Source organism: Parvimonas parva (assembly GCF_045866535.1).
In the GTDB taxonomy this organism is placed as follows: domain Bacteria; phylum Bacillota; class Clostridia; order Tissierellales; family Peptoniphilaceae; genus Parvimonas; species Parvimonas parva.
Window position 1 is genome coordinate 796,005 of record NZ_AP038371.1, and the last position, 21,373, is coordinate 817,377.

15 protein-coding genes are annotated in these 21,373 nt (G+C 28.9%); 1 reads left to right on the plus strand and 14 read right to left on the minus strand.

The window, feature by feature from the left end; all coding sequences use genetic code 11:
* Positions 1 to 105: 105 nt before the first annotated feature.
* From ACKTSI_RS04040 to ACKTSI_RS04060, 5 genes are all read right to left on the minus strand, one after another.
* The gene (locus tag ACKTSI_RS04040) at positions 106 to 2,115 is read right to left on the minus strand and encodes a sodium-translocating pyrophosphatase (protein WP_407862553.1); all 2,010 of its coding nucleotides are present in this window, start codon (positions 2,113 to 2,115) and stop codon (positions 106 to 108) included.
* Positions 2,116 to 2,135: 20 nt separating this feature from the next.
* Positions 2,136 to 2,360, minus strand: a complete 225-nt coding sequence (secG, locus tag ACKTSI_RS04045; protein ID WP_068472237.1) for a preprotein translocase subunit SecG — start codon at positions 2,358 to 2,360, stop codon at positions 2,136 to 2,138.
* A gap of 93 nt (positions 2,361 to 2,453) precedes the next feature.
* Entirely contained in the window at positions 2,454 to 3,089 is a 636-nt protein-coding gene (locus ACKTSI_RS04050; protein WP_288867656.1) for a hypothetical protein, read from the minus strand.
* 1 nt (position 3,090) lies between these two features.
* On the minus strand, positions 3,091 to 3,834 hold the full coding sequence (locus ACKTSI_RS04055; protein ID WP_311526008.1) for a peptidylprolyl isomerase: 744 nt from the start codon (positions 3,832 to 3,834) through the stop codon (positions 3,091 to 3,093).
* 12 nt (positions 3,835 to 3,846) lie between these two features.
* Positions 3,847 to 4,686 carry a S1 RNA-binding domain-containing protein gene (locus tag ACKTSI_RS04060; protein ID WP_407862554.1) on the minus strand — a complete coding sequence of 280 codons (840 nt, stop codon included), beginning with the start codon at positions 4,684 to 4,686 and terminating at the stop codon, positions 3,847 to 3,849.
* Between the two features lie 279 nt (positions 4,687 to 4,965).
* On the opposite strand from ACKTSI_RS04060, the gene ACKTSI_RS04065 reads away from it, so the two are divergent.
* Positions 4,966 to 5,802: a hypothetical protein gene (locus tag ACKTSI_RS04065; protein WP_407862555.1), complete on the plus strand. Its 837-nt coding sequence runs from the start codon at positions 4,966 to 4,968 to the stop codon at positions 5,800 to 5,802.
* A gap of 535 nt (positions 5,803 to 6,337) precedes the next feature.
* Here ACKTSI_RS04065 and ACKTSI_RS04070 read toward each other — a convergent pair.
* The 9 genes from ACKTSI_RS04070 to ACKTSI_RS04110 all read right to left on the minus strand — a co-directional run bounded on the left by ACKTSI_RS04070 (position 6,338) and on the right by ACKTSI_RS04110 (position 21,355).
* Positions 6,338 to 7,552 carry an IS256 family transposase gene (locus ACKTSI_RS04070; protein WP_407862556.1) on the minus strand — a complete coding sequence of 405 codons (1,215 nt, stop codon included), beginning with the start codon at positions 7,550 to 7,552 and terminating at the stop codon, positions 6,338 to 6,340.
* Between the two features lie 949 nt (positions 7,553 to 8,501).
* A complete protein-coding gene (locus tag ACKTSI_RS04075) occupies positions 8,502 to 8,783 on the minus strand; it encodes a DUF454 family protein (protein WP_407862557.1) in 282 nt (93 codons plus the stop codon).
* A 210-nt stretch (positions 8,784 to 8,993) separates the two neighbouring features.
* Positions 8,994 to 12,191 (minus strand): Cna B-type domain-containing protein, encoded by a 3,198-nt coding sequence (locus ACKTSI_RS04080; RefSeq protein WP_407862558.1) that lies wholly within the window; start codon positions 12,189 to 12,191, stop codon positions 8,994 to 8,996.
* Positions 12,192 to 12,962: 771 nt separating this feature from the next.
* Positions 12,963 to 14,312: an SIR2 family protein gene (locus ACKTSI_RS04085; RefSeq protein WP_242618470.1), complete on the minus strand. Its 1,350-nt coding sequence runs from the start codon at positions 14,310 to 14,312 to the stop codon at positions 12,963 to 12,965.
* A gap of 232 nt (positions 14,313 to 14,544) precedes the next feature.
* Positions 14,545 to 15,573, minus strand: a complete 1,029-nt coding sequence (locus ACKTSI_RS04090) for an AAA family ATPase (protein WP_002840587.1) — start codon at positions 15,571 to 15,573, stop codon at positions 14,545 to 14,547.
* Entirely contained in the window at positions 15,558 to 16,091 is a 534-nt protein-coding gene (locus ACKTSI_RS04095) for an ATP-dependent endonuclease (RefSeq protein WP_407863124.1), read from the minus strand. The genes ACKTSI_RS04090 and ACKTSI_RS04095 overlap by 16 nt, the downstream gene beginning before the upstream one ends.
* A gap of 27 nt (positions 16,092 to 16,118) precedes the next feature.
* Positions 16,119 to 17,114 (minus strand): ATP-dependent nuclease, encoded by a 996-nt coding sequence (locus tag ACKTSI_RS04100; protein ID WP_407862559.1) that lies wholly within the window; start codon positions 17,112 to 17,114, stop codon positions 16,119 to 16,121.
* 10 nt (positions 17,115 to 17,124) lie between these two features.
* The gene (locus ACKTSI_RS04105; protein WP_407862560.1) at positions 17,125 to 19,728 is read right to left on the minus strand and encodes a DEAD/DEAH box helicase family protein; all 2,604 of its coding nucleotides are present in this window, start codon (positions 19,726 to 19,728) and stop codon (positions 17,125 to 17,127) included.
* Between the two features lie 4 nt (positions 19,729 to 19,732).
* Complete coding sequence (locus tag ACKTSI_RS04110) at positions 19,733 to 21,355, minus strand: DNA methyltransferase (protein WP_407862561.1); 1,623 nt, start codon at positions 21,353 to 21,355, stop codon at positions 19,733 to 19,735.
* Positions 21,356 to 21,373 lie beyond the last annotated feature (18 nt).

The window sequence follows — 21,373 nt, forward strand, 5'->3', positions numbered from 1 at the left end:
CAAATACAAAAATTTTTTGCAAATTTTTCAAAAATATAAATATTTCCCAAATAAATTACATAAAAAAAGAAGTCCTAAGACTTCTTTTAAATTTAAATTTATTAACTATTTAATTAACATTCCACCATAGTTCAATATTACTTGTGCAAATACTAAAGCTACAACTGTCATTAATTTAATTAAGATATTAAGTGATGGTCCTGATGTATCTTTGAATGGGTCACCTACTGTATCTCCAACAACTGCTGCTTTATGTGGATCTGAACCTTTTCCACCATGATGTCCTTCTTCAATGTACTTCTTAGCATTATCCCAAGCACCACCGGCATTAGACATAAAGATTGCCATTAATACACCAGTTACTAATGAACCTGCTAATAATCCACCAAGAGCCTCAGCTCCGATTAAAAGACCAACTAATACAGGAACAGCTACTGCTAATAAACCAGGAACTATCATTTGTTTTAATGCTGCCATAGTTGAAATGTCAACGCATTTTCTATAGTCAGGAGTTCCAGTTCCTTCCATAATTCCAGGAATTGTTTTGAATTGTCTTCTAACTTCTTGAATCATTTCGTTTGCTGCATTTCCTACTGCTTCCATAGTTAAAGCTGAGAATAAGAAAGGTAACATACCACCAATGAACATACCAGCTACTACTTGTGGCTTAGTAACGTCAATTGATTTTAATCCAACAGCTTGAGTATATGATGCAAATAATGCTAAAGCAGTTAAAGCTGCTGAACCAATTGCAAATCCTTTACCAATAGCTGCTGTTGTATTACCAACTGCATCTAATTTATCAGTAATATTTCTAACTTCATGAGGTAATTCACACATTTCTGCAATACCACCTGCATTATCAGCGATTGGACCATAAGCATCAACTGCGATAGTCATACCACAAGTTGAAAGCATACCAATAGCCGCAACTGAAATACCATATAATCCTTGTCCTGCATTTGCAAAACCGTTTGATGCCATATATGATACTAAAATACCAATAGCTATAATAACAATTGGACCAGTTGTAGATTTCATCCCAACTGCTAAACCTGAAATAATATTTGTTGATGAACCTGTTTCAGATTCTTCAGCAATATGTTGAACCGGTTTTTTATCTCCTGAAGTATAATATTCAGTAAATTGTGAAATAATCAATCCAACTAAAATACCAGCAACTGATGAAATAAAAGCTGAATTGTTTCCTAAAATCTTTGTACTTAAGAAATATGTTGCTATTATAGTTAAAACTGAACTTACAATAGTTCCCATATTTAATGATTTTTGTGGGTCTTTGTCTCCTTTAACACAGAATAAACCTACTAATGATGCTATAATACCTGTTGCAGCAAGAGCTAAAGCAAAAATAATACCTTCTTTACCAAAAGCAAGTGAACCTAAAGTGATACCTGAAAGGATTGAACCTACATAAGATTCAAAAAGGTCAGCTCCCATACCAGCAACGTCCCCTACGTTATCTCCTACGTTATCAGCAATAACTGCTGGGTTTCTTGGGTCGTCTTCAGGAATACCAGCTTCAACTTTACCTACAAGGTCAGCACCTACGTCTGCTGCTTTAGTATAGATACCACCACCAACTCTTCCGAATAAAGCTATAGATGATGCACCAAAACTAAATCCAGTTACGATATTAACATCTCCAACTAAGAAGTAGCAAACTGTCATCCCTAAGATACCTAAACCTACTACTGAAAGTCCCATTACAGCTCCACCTGAAAATGCTGTTTGAAGGGCTTTTCCCATTCCATATTCTTTAGCAGCATTAGCTGTTCTTACATTTGCTTTTGTAGCAGCTTTCATTCCGAAGAATCCAGCTAAAATTGAACAAATTGAACCAGCTAAGAAACAAACTGCTGTAAGTGGATTAATGGCTACACCTAAAATAATTGCAACAACAACAATGAATATAGCTAAATACTTATATTCACGAACTAAGAACGCCATCGCTCCTTCTTCAATATAACCTGATATTTCTTTCATTCTTTCATTACCAGGTTGAATTTTTGTAATGCTTAAATATTTAATGTAAGCAAATACTAGTGCAACTAAACCAACGGCAATTGCACAATAAAAAACTAAATTAGTATCCATTTTTTCCTCCTAAAATTTTTTTATTTAATCGCAGCCATAGCAATAGCTACTATAAAAAACACAACTGATGCTATAATAGTAATTTGACTTAAATAAGCGTCTTTAGTTTTTTTACCACCTTTCCCAGCGATATTAGTTTCTCCAGTTAAAGATGCCACACCGTCAGACTTAGATTCTTGCATAAGAACTGCCACTATTATCACTATACTAGCAATAAATAAAATTATTTCCATAAAAGTTTGCATAACACACCTCCGAACATTTATAATTAACCTACGATTAATAATAACACATTTACAATCAAAAATCAACTTAAAATGTTGATTTTTAAGTTGATTTTAAAAATAAATTAAAGCTAAATAACTAACTAATATAAACGGAACTAATGGTATCTCCTCTTTTCTAAAACTTTCCAAATCTCTAACAAATACAAATTTTATAAAATAAAAAATTCCAGCAACCACAAAAGTGAATAATCCTATATATAAAACTGTAACCAAATCAGTTGAAAAGCCAATCAAAGCAAGAATATAAATATCTCCCACTCCAAAAACTTCAGCTCCGTAAAAATATCTGGATAAGATATAAATAATACCATATAAAAGCATACCAGCAATTAACCCTAATGCAGAAATTTTAATATAATTTCCATAAATATTAAGAAAGAAAATTAGAATTGCAAAAATAAAAACTATATTTAAAAATATATTTTTACAACAAATATCTGTAATAGAACAAATATAAGTACACATAAAGCATAATAAACTTATTGTATATAATGTGCCATTATCAAAAAATACAGTCATTAAGTACATATTTATAAAAGTTATTAATATAAAATGTAATAAATTATAATAATTTTTTAAACTTTTTAATGAAATTTTAATTTTTTCTTCTTTTCTTAAAGTTTCCAAATCCATTAATGAAACAAATACAAAAAGAAAAATACTAAATATTCCACCTAATAAATACATATTAATATGCTCTTTCTATTTTGCTATCTTTCATTAAAGCGTCCATTTTTTGAACATAAGCTATTTGTTCCTTAGCTTTTATAATAGTTTTTTCTATTTCATCTCTAACTTCTTCTAAAGATAATTCTTTAGGATCTGTCTTTGATTCTAATTTAATTAAATGATAACCAAATTGTGTTTTTACAGGTTCAGTAACTTTTCCAACCTCTGCATCTATACAAGCATTTTCAAACTCTAATACCATTTGACCTTGTGAAAATTCTCCTAAATCTCCTCCAACTTCCTTAGATGGACACATAGAATGTTTCATAGCTAATTCTTCAAAAGATTCACCATTTTCACAAAGATTTTTTAATTCATTAGCTTTTTCTTCACTTTCAACTAAAATATGTTTAGCTTTAAAGCTATATTTACTCATAAATAAATTTTTGTTTTCTTCATAATATTCTTTAATTTCTTCATCAGAAGCCTTAATATCGTCAAACAATTCACTTAAGAAATGTTTTGCTAAAATTGAACGTTTAATTTCAATTATTTCCTTAACAAAAGCTTCACTTTCATCTAATTTTCTATTGTAGCAATCTTGAATTATAAGCTCCTGTTTTACAAGTTCTTCACATAATTGTTTCTTGCCTTCAGGAGATTTATAAGGTAACGCTCTATTTCCCATCAATTCGATAAATCTATCTACATCACTTTCTAAAATCTCAACTCCATTTACAACTGCCATTACATTTTTTTCCATAATAATTTCCCCCTATATTAATTTTATTCCATTTCCTTCAAATTGAATTTTTTTAGTTTTTAAAAGTCGTCCAACTGCCTTTTTAAAAGATGATTTACTCATTCCACAAATCTCTTTAATTTTATCAGGATTACTTCTATCGTTTAAATCTAAAAATCCACCTTTATCTTTTATGATATTGAAAAGAATATCAGCATTATCATTTATTTCTAAATGTGAAAGATTCTTTAAAACCAAATTCAAACGACCGTCTTTTTTAACCTTTGAAATTCTAAAATTAATCGGCTCCCCAATTTCTAAAACTCCAACAATATCCTTATTTTCAATCATTGCATCATATTTCTTATCAACAGCAACAAAAGCACCGTAATCTTTATGAATTGAATAGATTATACCATCAACCCATTCACCCTCTTTATATGGTGAATCAGAAGTTAAATAATCTCTTATCTTCATCGTAGCACAAAGTCTTTCAGACTTATCTATATAAAGAGCAACAAGATACTTTCTTCCCTTTTCAAGTTTCATAGATTGTTCTTTAAAAGGTAAAAATAATTCCTTTTCAAGTCCCCAATCTAAAAAAGCACCAATCTTTGAAATGTCCATTACCTCTAAAGTTTCAAGTCTTCCCATAGAAATTTTTGGAACTTTTCTTGTAGCTACAAACCTAGCTTGATTGTCTTTATAAATAAAAACTTCAATTTCATCTCCAACGCTGTCAGTTTCTAAAACTTCTTTTTTAGGCAATAAAATATCAAGTTTTTCATTTTTAATTTCTTTAATACCAATATAAGCACCATTATTTTTAAAACGCTTTATAACTAGCTTTTGAAATTCTCCTAAATTATACATCTTTTCTCCTTTATTTTTTCTTTATAATTATTTTTATTTATAATTATTTTTATTTATAATTAATACATATTATACAATATTCCCTATATAGATATTTTTTCAAAGGTGAATATGGTGAATTAAATATTATTTCGCACAGGAATAGCGAAATTATATTTATTATACCATAGTTCCTTTTTGATTACTAGATTAATGTAATATAAACAAAATAAAAATTTGAAATATTAGCCAAAAATATAGTATAATACATAATGTAATTATAAATTTAAGGAGTAATATATGTTTAAAAAATCAAAAAAACTTTTTTTAATTTTAGTATATATACTTTTACTATCATCTTGTGGTAAAAGTGGAGAAAAAAATGTAGATAAAATAAATAATGAACTTAAAAATTCTACAAATCAATTTTCTTTAAATTCAGAAGAAATCAGCTTACTTGAAAAACCCTACTCAGACTTTACAGATGATGACAAAAAATTATTTGATAAAATCTTAGTTAAATATAATGAATTTAAAAATAATTCATCAGAAGATATAGCGTTTGAAAGAAAAATATTAAAAAAATTGGAAGAAATAGAATCGTTCTATGATAAAAAATATATAAACTTCAAAAATGAATCCTCAAAAGAGGTAAAAATTGAAGAAAAATTATTACAACAAAACTCAAAAATAGAATTATCAAAAAAAGACTTTAATTACAATAACTATCTGGTAAAAATAACCGGAAAAGGAATCTTTTCATATTATATAGACAACACAAAAATAGTAGAAGAAGTTTTAGCTGAAAACGAAAAACCAAGATATGTTAGAATTAACATCACAAAAAATTCAAACATAGAATTCAACGGAAATATAATTGGAATTATCTTTAAAGACAATATAAATTATAACAAATTCCAAAATCTGCCAAGTGGTATATTTAGTATAAATGAAGACATAGCACAAGGTAATTACAAAATAACCAACACAACAGTAAACACAATCATAAAAACAATATCAAAAGAAAACAAAATTGAAGTTATAAATTTAAAAGAAACTCATAACATAAAACTAGAAAAAGGAATGAAATTAATAATTTCAAACGTAGATTATATAACATTAGAAAAAGCAGATTAGTACAATATTATTATTTAGCAAATTTGAATATTAAGATGGTTTAGGAGAAGTATGGAAGTTATTGATTTTATAGAAAAGAAAAAGAATATAGAATATTTATTTAGAAATATAACTGACAAACTTAGTTAGCAATATACAGATGTATTGTATTCTTTTCTAGGAATTTATGTTCTAGAGTTATATGCTTTTGATAAAGATTCAAGGAATGAAAAAAGTAGAAAGTTTAGAAGAAAAGAAGATGGCTCAATAATATTCGTTAGGATACAACTCAACGTTTATATCTAATGAGTATATTATTAAACAAAAGCATTATAAAGATAATATAGATCTAAACCAACCAGAAGAATGGGTCTGTAAATAATTTTGTGTATCAACCTAAATCCTGACACAAGGGTAAGGGTTGATACATTTTTATATGTATCAATGTTTGTCCATTCCTATAGGAATGGAGCTTGTCTTAATTTAACACAACTTTAATAAACTGTCAAATTTTTTAAAAATTTGCAGCTAATTTTATACTCTATTTTTAACTTATCTAAAACCTCCCCTCAAAAAATATTGATAATTGCGATAAGATTTGATCCCAACCACGAATTCTACTTGTCCACTTGCTTGAGGCATCTACCATTGCCAAATACAGACTTTTTTGTAGGGCATAGTCATTTGGAAATATGGTTTTATTTTTCGTTACTTTTCTTAGTTGCCTATTGAAGTTTTCCATGGCGTTTGTTGTGTATATTAGCTTTCTTATTCCTTCTGGATACTTGAAATATGTTGATAATTCTGTCCAGTTGTTTTTCCAAGAACTTACACACATTGGGTATTTTTTACCCCATTTTTCTTCAAAGATTCCTAGATTTGTTAATGCTAAGTCTTCGGTTGGTGCTTTGTATACTGCTTTTAGGTCTTTCATCAGCTCTTTGATGTCTTTGTATGACACATATTTAGTTGAGTTTCTTATTTGGTGGATTATACATTTTTGAATTTCTGCTTTTGGGTATACTGCTTCTATAGCCTGGCTAAATCCTGGTAGGTTATCTGTTGAAACTATTAGGATATCTTCAAGACCTCTTTCTTTTAGTTGATTTAATACTAAGAGCCAGTATTTGCTTGATTCATTTTCTCCTACCCACATTCCTAGTATTTCTTTAAAGCCTTCTAGATTGTAGCCTAGGGCAATGTATACTGCCTTTTTGACTACTATGTTGTTTTCTCTTACATGATAGTGTATAGCGTCTAAGAACACCATAGGATAGACTTTTTCTAATGGTCTATTTTGCCACTCTTCTATTGTTGGTAGAATTTTATTTGTTATTTTTGACACCATTGTTTCTGATATCCCAAAACCATAAATATCTTTTATGTGACTTGATATATCTCTTGTTGTCATACCTTTTCCATACATTGATATTATTTGATTTTCTATGTTTGATATGTCTTTTTCGTATTTTTTTAATGCCTGAGGCTCAAAGGATCCTTCTCTATCTCTAGGAATATTTAAATCTATATTTCCATATGATGATTTAACTGTTTTTTTACTTGAACCATTTCTAGTATTTAATGATAGTGGTTTTTCTCCATATTCATAATCTAAATGCTCATCTAATTCTGCTTTTAATAATTGCTCCATTGTATCACCTAAAAGGTCTTTTAAAGCATCTTGTAGATCTTGAACTGTTTCCGGTTGATATTCTTCGATTAACATCTTAGAAATTTTGTTTAATTTTGTTTCTGATCTCTTTCTTGGCATAAAAATTCCTCCTGATTAGTTTTTCTTTACCCTAATCAGGAGGTTTCTATACACAAAATTTTACACAGTCTCAGAAGAATTAAAAGAATTTTTGGATGAATATAGTTCTATCAGAAATTTAATCCCTATATATACTCCTAATGAAGCACAAAAAGACCGTAACACTTAAGCTACGGTCTAATTTTTTGTCCAAATGTAAACCACTTTGAACAATTATTAAGATTATTCTTTTTGAAATCTTTAACCAAATTCGTCCCAGTTACTCATTTCAACAGACTCAAAAGCTTTATTTAAAGCCATTTCTATGTTTTTTCGCTCTATTCAAACCCGATATGTCCATTGATATAATTTTATATAAACGGCATAAAATCAAGGTTTTTATTATCAGATTTAGCCTTATTATCCGTTTTATTTCTGTTTATCTGATTTTTTGCAAGCATATTGCAAGCACAAAACTTTTCTAAGCATTATCTAATTCTATTATTTTTTTAAAATCAGATTCTGCATTTTTGATTTCACTATTTATTTGTAGCACTATATCATTTGCCACTTCATTAAATAAATCGTTGTTTGAATCATCCGGCTCAAATTCTATAAGTTTTTTTCTTTTAATTACTTCCTGAAAGATTAAATTAAATAAATTTTAAATATCTTGCGTATTGCTGTCAGTTATATTAACTGAGCTATTTTCCAAATCTGGTATTAAAAATTTAACAGTTTCATTATTTTCACTTCTATCTACTTTGAATTTCATCATTATTAATTCTATATGTTTCTCCTTATATTGAACATGTGTTCACTTTCTTCTAATTGTTTAATAGCTTAATCTTCCCACAATATTATATTGTCAGCATTTTTAATTGATATCAGTTCATTTGCATATATATTACCAGCAAAATTTTTTCGTTTTTTAATTCATTAAATAATTTTTTGTTGAATATCTTTAACCCTATAAAGTCTTTACTTTAAAAATAAAATATAAATAGTGGACCAACAAAACTACTAAAGCAATCCTTCCCTGAAGATTATTCACTAAGTAAAATGAAACTGATATGAAAATTGTGATTATAGTTAATATCTTAATCTTCTTTTTCTTAGTAATTCCCTTTCTATTTTTTATTAGAAGAATATTTTCTTTATATAATTTTGTTGACATAAAATAATCATTAAATTTTTTCGAACTTTTAGAAAAGCAATATGCAGCCACTAATAAAAAAGGTGTTGTGGGCATAAGAGGCAATTAAATACCTATAATTCCTATTATTAAAAATATAATTCTCAAGTCTTTCTCCTATTATATAATTGTTTTGTTTTATGAGAATATAATAGCAAAATCGAAGAAATTAGTAAATTGCTTAATGGAAACAAAAAGCCAGAGATAATTATTTTAATCATCTCCAGCTTTAATGCTAAATTTTTAATTTATATATATTTTCTCTTCTTAGTCCCTATTTATTTTTCTTTTTCTAAAAATATACGCAAGACTAATTATAGATAAAACCAACATTTCATAATGAATAAGTGAAATGTTATCACCTGTACTTGGGATTTTTGGTTTCTTTGGTTCTTCCGGCGGAGTTTCTGGCTTTCTTGTGTTGGTTAACACAAAACCTTCTTTAACATTTCCACTTACTTCCCCTGTATAACCTTCGACCTTTTCTTCTTTTATGGTATAAAGAATTTTCTTGCCATCTTCATACTTGTCAAGATCCTTAAATACCACTTTCCAACCATCTTTTCCACTTATTTTTCTTGTTTGGAATAGTTTGCCATTTTTATATAAGTGGACTGTAATTTCCTCTGGTCTCTTGCCGTCTGCATTATTTTCATCTTTCCAGATTTTTTCTACTCCTACTTCGGTCTTTTCTGGTGGGGTTTGTGGTGGAATCTCTGGCTTTCTTGTGTTGGTTAACACAAAACCTTCTTTAACATTTCCACTTACTTCCTCTGTATAGCCTTCGACATTTTCTTCTTTTATGGTATAAAGAATTTCCTTGCCATCTTCATACTTGTCAAGATCCTTAAATACCACTTTCCAACCATCTTTTCCACTTATTTTTCTTGTTTGGAATAGTTTGCCATTTTTATATAAGTGGACTGTAATTTCCTCTGGTCTCTTGCCGTCTGCATTATTTTCGTCTTTCCAGATTTTTTCTACTCCTACTTCGGTCTTTTCTGGTGGAGTTTGTGGTGGAATATAGCTATTTTTGATAGTATATCCTTTTGTAATATCCCCTTCTATAGTTGAAGTGTAACCATTAGCGACATTCACTTCTTTGATAGTGTATTTAATTAATTCGCCATTATTATGAGATGGTAAATCATTAAATTCACCTTTCCAATCATTGCCTTTATTTAACTCAATAGTTTTTCCAGTTTCTTTACCATTTGCAAGTAGGGCTACAGTAATACTGTCTGGTCGTAAGCCAGCTTGGTTATTATTGTCATTCCAAATTTTATTAACCTTGATAGATATTTTTAATGAGTTTTCTAAATGAATAGTATAAATACTTTCTTTACTATCTTTTTCTCTTTTCACTTCAGATAGGATATATTTACCACTATCTTTTTCTTTAAAGTTTATAGGTAAAAGCTTACCGGTTTTGTTGTCGATTAAGGTATCTGGATCTGGAAAATCTTCAATTGTAGCAGTCCAGTTACCCTCTTTTGTTAGTTTAATATCTTGTATGTAATGTTCACCTACATACATTTGTAAAACTATTTCTTCTGGTCTTGTTTTTTCATCATCCCCAAACCAAGACTTTGTAATTTGTATCTTGTATGGTTTATCTTCACCAAATATAAGCTTACCGTTGTTTGTAATAGCTCCGCCACTTATGCCGGTTCCTTGGGCAAAATTATTTTTAAATATTGTAGTTGCCACTTGTTCTGCTAGGTTTTTTGATTCTTGCGTAGGAACTGACTTGTAAGCAAGTTGAGCTCCTTTTTTCTCCTCTATTACAGTATTGTAAGGAAGTGGTTTGCCAGGGTTTTCCGGATTATATCTTGGGGTTTGTTGATCTTCAGGCCAGTTATTATGAATACCTTGGAATGAACCATCTTGATACCATAATCTATAACCACCACCTAACATTCTTGAAGCGAGCTTTACAGAAGAACTTCCTACAGCTTCTCCAAATTCATATTTTGTTATATTTTCAAAGTCATCTCCTGAACCTTTAGCCGCAGTACTATATTCCAAGTTTGAAGCTATGTTATCAAAGAGTGCCACACCATTGGTTATATTAATTATTGTATGTCCTGTCGGACAGTTCCATACTCCACCACCTTGGCGAGATATTGGTTTATTGCCAGCTCCAATTAATAAGCGTCCCTTACTTTCATTATTTTTTATTAGGGCTCTGTTAATAGTCAATTCACATTTTGTATCATTATAAATGGCTCCACCACCCCAGAATCCATTTGAATTATTACTTTCAAATAGTCCAGCATTAATTTGTCCTTTACTTGTACCAACTGTTGCTATGGCTCCGCCACTTTTTAGAGAAGAGTTTTCTACAAAATGTCCACCATTTATTGTAAAGTTACAAGTATCTAAAAATAGGCCACCACCATGACCATTTGCTTTATTCTTTGTGAAATCTCCAGCTTCTATTATGATATCAGAATTTAATCCAAAAACTCCTCCACCCAAACCGGAATATTCACCGTTTGAGTTTTCGCTTATAGACCCACCTGAAATTTTAGCATTTGATCTACTCAATAAGAGCCCTCCACCATATTCGGCAGTATTTTTAGAAATCGTTCCTGCAGTCATTTCAAATTCAGCGTTTTCCATAAAAATGGCGCCACCCCAAGCATTTGTACTATTGTGACTTGCAACATTTTCTGTAATTTCTCCACCTGAGATTTTTACATTTATTTTAGATGTGTCTGTTCCCCAAGCACCTATAGCTCCACCATTATAGAAACCTTTATTATTTGAAATTTTTCCTCCTGAAATATTCAAACCTCCACCATATAAAGTTATAGGAGCATAACTATACCACTTTCCAGTCTTTCTCAAATTATCGGGTTGTGGATTTTGACTATCAACCGCTTCATTTCCACTAAACTCTCCACCTGACATTGTGAAGTCTCCACCTTTTACAAGTATGTTTGGGCCTTCAAGTTTTGTATCTGAAATTTTCCCACTTTTAATATTTAATTTACCTTCAACTATAATTTGAGCATTTGAAATAGAAGGTCCATCTATAGTCAAGCTTCCTCCTTTTTCAATTTTAATACTATTAAATCCAAAACCCTTTAGACTTCCATTTCCCTTTAAGGCTATGTTTTGTCCGTTTTTTATTAAAATTGTTTGTTTATCCTTAGCTGGATCCGCATCTATATTTTTATCAATATTTATAGAAGCATCAGCTTGTGAAGAAGCAATTTTTTCTACTAATTCTATCCAAGCAGTTTTTTCACTATCATCATTGTAGGTGCTTACTTCATCGTTTTTTTCATTATTTGCTTCATTACTTTCTTCATGGTTTTCTGATAATTCTTCTAATTGAATTTTATCCGTTTCTGGATTTATCATTGTTTCGTTTGAATTAGCTAAAATACTTTTAGGCATAAAAAAAGTAAATATTAGCACTAAAGAAACAAAAATAGTCATCAATTTTTTATTCATTTGTCCATCTCCCTTGTTATGTTCATAAAAATTCAGCTTTATTAAAATCTAAAATCAAGTTTTTATTTTTTCACATAGTTATTATAACATATTTCCATTTTAATAAATTTAAAAAGGTAAATATGATGAAATAAATATTCTTTTACACAAGAAACGTAAATTCATATTTATTATAACACATTTTACAAGTTAAACAAAATTAATTTAGTAAATTTGAAACCTATATATATATATATATATGAATTATTATTATGAGTTTTGTTGTTACTGCTTTATACTTGTTATTATTACTCTATGTTTATTGTTTTTTTTTACGTGTTTGCTATATTTTATTGTAAAAATATGCACTTAAAAGGAGTCAGAATTAATTTTCTGACTCCTTTTTGATTTCTCGAAACTCTTTATAAAAACTATTTTCTAAAGAGTTTTTGAAGAAAATTACTAATTATTATTTTTCTTCTTTTTTCTTTTTAGATTCCAGTACCATTTAAGTACCAGTAGCCATTTTTCATTCTCTATATAGTTTGTAATTAAGCCATTTTAGAAAATTTTGCGATTACTCCCATTCTTCTTTTCCAAACGTCCGATATATCCCAGATCATTCAAAATACTAGATTCTATTTTTTCTTATATCAGTAAATCCACCTAATTATAGAACATTTTCAAATTTTTAGTCCCGTCCCAGTCCCAGTACCGGAAGAAAATTCTTACCCCACTAATATACCGACAACACCCTTTAGGTGTGAATAGAATGATTGAAATAATCTTCAGCTAAATAAACCAAGGCATAAAATGAGGAACTACATCATTCATGTTTTGCACTTTGTCTGAACAATATTCAAATTGTTTTTTATTTCTATTCTCTGATATATATTTAAACAAATCATCTTTTGTTTCAAAGTAGTTTTCTTCATATATAAATAATCCAGGTATCCCTGCTTCTTCAGGATCATTTGCATATAATAATAGCGAGATTAAGCCATCACAATATCCCAAATCATAGAACGCTTGAGCATAATTTTCTTCTAATATACGCTTATCATAATAACTCTTGTATGATTGAATCCTAGGCTCAAAGTAACCAGGAATCAAATATTCTCCATTGCTTCTATGTGCAACACATCTTTCTAAAGCATGAATAAATGCATCTTGATAAGCTATTGATAATAGTAATTCAGGAAAAGCTTTAATCTCATCTCTATATGTATTTGATTCAAAAAGCTTCATATGCTCTTCTTTGATAAAATACAAAAGTTCTTCTGCATAATCATAAATATCACTTGAAACAAGCCTTCCTTCTGCTATTAATATATTGTTTAATTGGTGAATAAAATAAGTTCCATCTGTAATAATGGGGATTAATCTTGAGTCTGCGTTTTCTTTCCATTTTTCATCAATTGTGACTAAATAAAATTGATTGCTAAAATCCCCCATTTTTTCAGACAATATATCTAACAACCTATTAAGATCCTCATCTCCAAAGGAAAAACCAATAAAGACAACAGTATTACTCGCCAGAATAGTTTTTAGTCTATCTCCTATTAAATCCTTAGAAAGTCTATTATATGATTCTAGATAATCCTTTTCAGTAGCTACTATTGATCCAACATTATGAATTGATCCGTGTATTTTAAACACTCTTTTTTTAAACACATTCCATAAAGTAGCATCAGTATCATTAATTACGGGCGTACAATCACAATAATCTTCAAAATATGTATCCCAATTTGTTGTAATTATCGTTTGAATGAAAGGATTTGCAGCAACTTCTCTATGAAAACTAGTAGCTGCATTTAATAATTGAGGAAAAGAATCTATAAAATCAAATTTTTCTTTGATTTTATTTAGCAATTTCCTACGACCATTGGGAAATGTATCAATATATAAACTCATTAGCCTAGAAAAACTGGTGTCTAAATCAACTTTCTTATTTGTCTTATCTTCTATCTCACGTAAAACATTGGTGTAAAATGATTCAGGAAAAACGGATTTTGACTCTGTGCTTATACCTGCACCACAAAAAAGAACTAAATTATTTTTCAAAACAGACTCAATAATCTCTTCAGGCATATCAAAATTTTTATTATTTTTACAAATCATACATTCACAAGGTTCATACACATTCAAACTTTATCCTCCTATTCTCTTCATTTCCATCAATTTTATAAAAATACTGGTGATAATTTTTTACTAAGTTTCTTCTATTTACTAGTCCTACTCCCACTTTTCTTTTTATAATGTTAGCTGTATTCAAAAACATTCAAAATACTATATTCTATTTTTTCTAATATCACTAAATCCACCTAATTATAGGACGTTTTCAAATTTTTAGTCCCGTCCAGTTCCAGTTTTTTTAAATATCTTGTAATTTTTTATAGCTTATAAAAAATATATTCCTTCTAGCCCTGGTGAGGGCTACATATAATTTATTTTTTGTTGATGGAGCTAATTTATTAAGTGAATTATTTAAAAATAGTTCTTCCGTAGTTTTATTCAAAATTATACAAATATCATTGTATTGATCTTCCCCTTTGGTTTCTCCCCAGTTTTTATGACTATATCCGTGCTTTTTAGAATTTTCATAATGTAACTTTATAATTTTGTCATTATTTAAAATTTCTTTGATTTCTTTATTTTCATCTATATATGAAATTTTAATATTGTCACTTGAATTACTATGGGAAAAGATATTTATATTTAAGTTCTTTCTAATAAAATCGCAAGTAAGATTATTGCATCTCCAACTTTTATCTAGAGTAGTTTCATCAACAGTAAAGCCATTAATTAGAAATTTATTTTTGTAACTTTCATAATTATTAAATAAATTTTTATTAACAGAACCATCTCTGCTAGTGTCAAAAGTATGCTGAAAAAAATCTCCAACAAAAAGCATGTTGATCCTAGAATTCATTATATTTAATAGAAAATTAAAATCTCTACCTGATATATCTTGAATTTCATCAATAACTAATTCATCAAAGTATTTTTCTATTCTTTGTTTTATATCATCAAGAATCCCAAAAAATTCAAAACTAAAAGCAAGTCTATTACTATAAAAATATCCTGAATCCGTCATATAATAGGTCTGGTTTTCTTTTTTTGAGTACTTATATTTATTGCTTTCAAAAATGATACCTTTTGCTTTTATTCTATCGGATAAAAAAGGTTTGTAACAAAATGAATATAAAAACTGAAAATATGTCATAAGAGTTATACTACTTGGAAATTCATTATTGAACTTCTTTAATATTTTTGCTTTTATGTTGTCATAATTAGCTGTTGTATATGTTATAATTAAGCTTCTTTTATTTAACGATAAATTTTCAACTATATGGCTAGTTTTTCCTGAACCCGCCACTGCAAAAATTACTTTCTTATCCAATTAATCGCCCTTTCTATATACTTTGGTGTTGTTATGTTTTCACTTTCAGCTAACATAAGAGCAGAATTCGTTTTGTTTTTCAGCATATGATCTAATGCATTTACACCAAATTTAGTTTCACAAAGAGATCTATTTTTATCATATATATAATATTCAAACGTTGGCTTATCATTATCATTTTCAAAAAATATTTCTATATTATCGTAATTGTAATTCTCATATTTTTTAATACACTTTTGTTCGTAATCTGAGTCGTTATCAGTGATAACGGCAACCCTGGATCCTGTTATTTTCGCTATATCCAAATACCTCTTAAAGCTCAAGCCTCTAATAGCTAAAACATAAATTCTATCTTCGTTTAGATGTCTGCCTGTAATATCTTTATAGAATCTATCAAAAAGTATATACTCTGACGGGCCTTCCACTAGAATTACTTTTGAAGATAATATAAATTCTAAGATACCTGCTGGTGGCGCTTTTAAAAAATAATTTGAAGTATCTTTATTTAGAGTTTTCAGATAAAGTGGAACATCATTTTTTTTGTGTTATAAAATAATCAAATTAAATAAATCTAATCCTGTACTTATCAAACTACTATGTGTAGTAACGAAAATTTGTCCAGTCTGCTTATTCTCTATATTTGATATTAGTTTCTTTAAATTTGTATGACTCAAATGATTTTCTGGTTCTTCAAACAAGATAACATCAATATTTTCACCCGCTTTCTCTAAAGCGAAATCAGTTTTAATTAATACCTGTTCTCCTGTTCCTCTATTATTTAAAGCAATTGAGTCTTCATAAATCATTAACTCGTTACTAAATATTTTAGAATAATTGTTTTGCAATGCAAATTTATATTTTTTGTCGGAAGGAACTCTTGAATTTAATAGTTTAAGATTCTCTTCACAAAATTTAAACTTCATTTGTCTAAACTTACTTCTGTGTTCTATTCTCTCTAACTCGTTTTCTTCGGTATAACGTTGATACATTTTTTCTATGAAATTATTTGTTGCATATTCAGAATCCACATTACTGCTATTAATTAAAACAGTTTTAAGTTTCTTCTTGTAGCCACTATAAGTTTCATCTGAAAAAGTAGAAAATCTTATCTTATAGTATTCAAAAGGAAATACCAAAGTTTCTTCTTTTAAAAATTCGTTTATTTCATTTCTATAATCGTCATTCGGAGAACATACTAATCTTATACCGTCTGAAATAACACCTAATGAATTGTTTCTTCCATTCATAGTGTGATCAAATTTTCCTTTTAAAAATAATTCTATTATCATTTCAGGCAAATTTTCATATTTTCTATTTTTATTGAAGCACAATATCGATTCAACATTCATTAGTTTATCTAATCCTATATTTTCAACTCTTCTTACATTCCCAGATGATACTAATTCAATAGCTTCTAACACGGAACTTTTTCCGACTTCATTATCGCCTACTAATATATTTAATCTTTCGTTTGGACATATTGTATAATCCTTAAATCGTTTGAAATTTATCAATCTAATTTTTTCAATAGTTATTGTCAATTTATACTCCCTAAAAATCAATTATTTTTTCGAACACTGCATTTTCAAACTCTCCCATCTTATATTCCTTATTAAAGAATGGAAGTCCTACTATCCTATATTTATTATCGTCCACATACGTTTTATTTGGTATTCCTTGCTCCTCAATTTTCAACAGAAAATCTTCTTTCCACTTGTCTTTTTCTAGTAAATGGCTTCCCTTAGGCTCAATATAGATTTGCTCTTGCAGATATCCATCTGTGCCTTTTTTTTGTAGGAATAACAAGAAGTCAGGCTCAAATCTTTCTCCTGTATCAAATTCATAAATAGCCAAGGACGGAATTCTCTCATTTCTTACCAAATAAATTTCATCATATTTACTTCTTAAATCCTTAACTATCCCTTTAAAGTATTTCACAAATGCTTTTTCTTCACCTGTTCCATAATTATCATTATAGACATACCATGGCTCGTATGATAAATCCAAAACATCTTCATTTGCAATCATGGATTGAGATACTCCTACTCCTTCACCATGAGGATTAGATATATATATTTTTTTATCTTTTATAACCTCATAAATCCTCTTAGCGTAGAATTCCTTAGTGCCTTCATACTCAGTCTCTATTTTTTGTAGATATAATGATATTTCTTTAAGTACTTTCATTGTTCCATCATAAAGATCTTTAGCTTGCAATTTTTCATATGGACTTTCTATTTGCAACATTATATTTCCTAAGTAATTTTCAGATTGTAAAAACTCTTTCTTTGATTTTAAATTAGGAAAATATGATTTTAGTGTATTAAATTTTAAAATCTCAAAATTTGACATTGCACCTTCAGCAATATTTAAAGGTATATTTTTAAATTCACATTGAAAAGTATTGGTCATCCCATTAACCTTTACTTTTCCCTCATCAAACAAACCATATATAAAAGAACTGCCTGTGGATACTTTATGTTGGTAAAAGCCATTTCGTATTTTTTTATCTATTCCTGTAACTGACTTTCTTGACTTTTCAACTTTTTTATTTGAAAATACATAGGCTTCTCTGAAAAAATCTGTTTTTTTAAATTCATCTTTCAATATATAATTTATTTCCATAGGAGCATCTGCTAATAAACCTGTCTGTTTTAGAGCATACCTCAACTCACCAATATATCGTGAATCCTGCATTGAGTGATATAAGAGTGTTTCTAATATCCTATTTTGATTACTTAAATCATAATCATATTTACGCTTATTTCTTGTCTGATCATCTTCAATTTCAAATGGACAATACCTGGCTCCACGACCAATTAGTTGAGCTTCGCTAATAGTTGTTTTTCCTGGCTTCCCATTTTTTCCATCTCGTGTTTCATACAATCTTACAATATCAAAAAGATTTAATACATCCCAGCCCTCATTTAACATATCAACTGTAAAAATTATTCTATATGGATTATCCTTTGCTTCAAGAGAGTTTACATAAATTTGTTTATCCTCAGATATTGTTTTCGAATCTAAAAGTATAGAATTCGCAACAGAAAATCCTAATTTTATATCAGTTACTAGAGCATTCAAACTTTGGTCTTTTTTAAGAAAATATTCTATTGCATTTGTCAAATACTCATTATCAGAATCCTTATACTTTAAAATTTCATCAGCCTTAAGATTATTTAATTTTTGATAAAATTCATCATAAAATTCTTTTGACTCTTTAATAGTTTTTGACTTCAATAAAACAACTGGCTTTATATTTTGACCATTGTCCCCAAACAAATGTCTCCTATATTCACTTATAACAAGCGCAAGCAAGGTTCTTGTCCACCTGTCATAATCACCTTGCATATTATTAAAATCTTTGGTGTATCCACTTTCTCTAAATTTAGATAAGGTATAATCATATACGATTTTATCCAAATATTTTTTCTCAACATTAGGATCTTTCATGTCAGCAGTTGCCGTAAATTCTAACAAAGCATTATCTCTATTTGCTCTAAATATTTTTTCAATTGTATATTCCCAGCTTTTGGCATTTTCTTCTAAGTTTATTTTCTCAATCTTTGTAAGTCCCTTAGTAATAGTATTTATATGGTGGGATTCATCTGATATTAAAACAATCTTATCATCCTCAAAATCTTCAATAGTAGGCGAATTCTCCTTTGGAAAATTCATGTCCATGTGAAGTTTTTGTGTGGAAGTAAAACAAATGTTTATAGAATTTTTATCGTAAAAGGCAAAATTGTTTACTTCTTTTACTTGAACTTGATCTCCCATCAATTCGATATTGTCTGCAAAAAGATACTTAATAGAAGATTGATTGAGGAAATTTTCTTTAGTCTTTTCGATAATATTATTCTGATTTACAAAAAACAAGAATTTCCTATATCCCTTGGTATATAAATATAGAATAAGTCCTGCCATGATAACAGTCTTACCAGAACCAGTTGCCATATGAAACAAATTATGGATTTGTTTATTTTTAATCAAATCACTTTCAACATAGGTTATAAAATACCTGAAAGCCTCATCTTGGTAATCACGCAATATTATATTTGGATTTAGGTTCGACTCTATATAGGAAGGTAATTCTTTAAGAGCTCCTATTTTTTTAATAACATCTAATTCTTGATATAAATATTGGTCAGCCATAATATCACTCCTTGCCATAGAAGCTTCTAGTAAATTCCTTGTCAGCCTCACTCACCTTATAATCTTCATCATCTATATCTGATAAATTTACATAAAGTTGGTTTTTATTTAAAAGCTCGATCACAAGATTCTTTTGCTCATCAAGACTAAGCTTATCAAAATCATCTTCATTTTCTTTTAAATCACTATGAAGGACAGAAGGAATTAATTTTCCATTATCAATGGCCTTATTTAAAATTTTTTTAACGGAATCTGAGTTCTTAGCATTTTCTAATTCATTAACAAGATTTCCATTGTCTTCTAAAAGTTCACAGTAGACAAAAGAACCTCCTCCTTGCCAATTAACATCCTTTGAGATCCCGAATTCATATCCATCTATAACTTTCTGCAATCTATCTAACTCAATATCTATTTGTCCCTCCATTTGTTCAATGCCTATATACCTTCTTCCAAGTTTGTGAGCAACAGCTGCAGTAGTTCCGGAGCCAAGATGATAATCTAATACTATATCACCTTCATCTGTCGTCATTTCTATAATTCTTTGAAGTAATTTCTCGGGCTTTTGCCCACTAAAATCAAGTAATTCAGATCGATATCTATCAGTAGAGTAAATATCATCCCACCAATCTTCTAATTTTTTCCCTTGCTCCTCCGCCTTTTCTTTAAAATCATCCGAAGAATCTGTTTTTCCAAATACTTGTCCAGTGTTATGTACTCCACTTTTATGTTTAACATAAGGCTGATTGAATTTTATATTCTCGCTATTTCCATAAAAAAGAATGTCATCATGCTTTCTAGGTAGAAACCTTGTACTTCCTGAAGGCCCTGTATAGCACCATACTATATTATTCTTGAAACACTCATTTCCAAAAACTTCATCTAAAAGTACTTTTGCATAATGTGATTCATTAAAGTCAAGATGTACAAGAATGGAGCCATCTTGTTTTAGTAATCGTTTAGCTATAACTAAACGATTTTTCATAAATGTTAGCCAAGTTGAATGGTTAAATCTGTCGTTATACTCAAAAGAGTCTTTTCCTGTGTTAAAAGGCGGATCTATATAAATTAATTGAATTTGGTTTTCATATTTTTCCAATAATGAAGTAAGACCAAGTAAATTATTCCCCTTAATTATTAAGTTATCATTTTTATCAAACTCAACATCTTCTTCAACACCATTGACACCATATCTTTTTGCATTTCCTAATACCTTAGGTGCTAATAATCTATTTATTTCATCTGGAGCAAGAATTTCATTATAAAAAATCTCTTCTCTTTTTTGATCTTCTTTGGTTTGTCCACCTTCAAGGACACAGTCTTTGTAAGGCCACACCAAAGAAACTTCTTGTTTTTGACTAATTAAATTATTGTTAGAACCTACAAGTCCTATCTTATTTTTATACATAGTAAAAGAATCCGGAAGAAATTCTTTTGATTCTAGGACCCATACAAATTTATTTTTATCAAAAACATATATGTCATCAACCTTAGTAAAAAAAGATTCTTTTAACAAATCATTATTTATCAAGTCCTTTAATAATTTCTCATCGTTAGCTCTTGCAGCATCTGATACTTTTATTTTTATTATCTGGTTATTTTCACCAATAAATCGCTCATCTGAACTCAAAACTTTTTTAATTCATCT

What these genes read in the sequence shown, in the direction of transcription:
- ACKTSI_RS04070 (WP_407862556.1), bottom strand. Translation starts at nt 7,552, where the DNA reads ATGCCAAGAAAGAGATCAGAAACAAAATTAAACAAAATTTCTAAGATG.
- ACKTSI_RS04055 (WP_311526008.1), bottom strand. Translation starts at nt 3,834, where the DNA reads ATGGAAAAAAATGTAATGGCAGTTGTAAATGGAGTTGAGATTTTAGAA.
- ACKTSI_RS04060 (WP_407862554.1), bottom strand. Translation starts at nt 4,686, where the DNA reads ATGTATAATTTAGGAGAATTTCAAAAGCTAGTTATAAAGCGTTTTAAA.
- ACKTSI_RS04105 (WP_407862560.1), bottom strand. Translation starts at nt 19,728, where the DNA reads ATGGCTGACCAATATTTATATCAAGAATTAGATGTTATTAAAAAAATA.
- secG (WP_068472237.1), bottom strand. Translation starts at nt 2,360, where the DNA reads ATGCAAACTTTTATGGAAATAATTTTATTTATTGCTAGTATAGTGATA.
- ACKTSI_RS04075 (WP_407862557.1), bottom strand. Translation starts at nt 8,783, where the DNA reads ATGCCCACAACACCTTTTTTATTAGTGGCTGCATATTGCTTTTCTAAA.
- ACKTSI_RS04065 (WP_407862555.1), top strand. Translation starts at nt 4,966, where the DNA reads ATGTTTAAAAAATCAAAAAAACTTTTTTTAATTTTAGTATATATACTT.
- ACKTSI_RS04040 (WP_407862553.1), bottom strand. Translation starts at nt 2,115, where the DNA reads ATGGATACTAATTTAGTTTTTTATTGTGCAATTGCCGTTGGTTTAGTT.
- ACKTSI_RS04050 (WP_288867656.1), bottom strand. Translation starts at nt 3,089, where the DNA reads ATGTATTTATTAGGTGGAATATTTAGTATTTTTCTTTTTGTATTTGTT.
- ACKTSI_RS04080 (WP_407862558.1), bottom strand. Translation starts at nt 12,191, where the DNA reads ATGAATAAAAAATTGATGACTATTTTTGTTTCTTTAGTGCTAATATTT.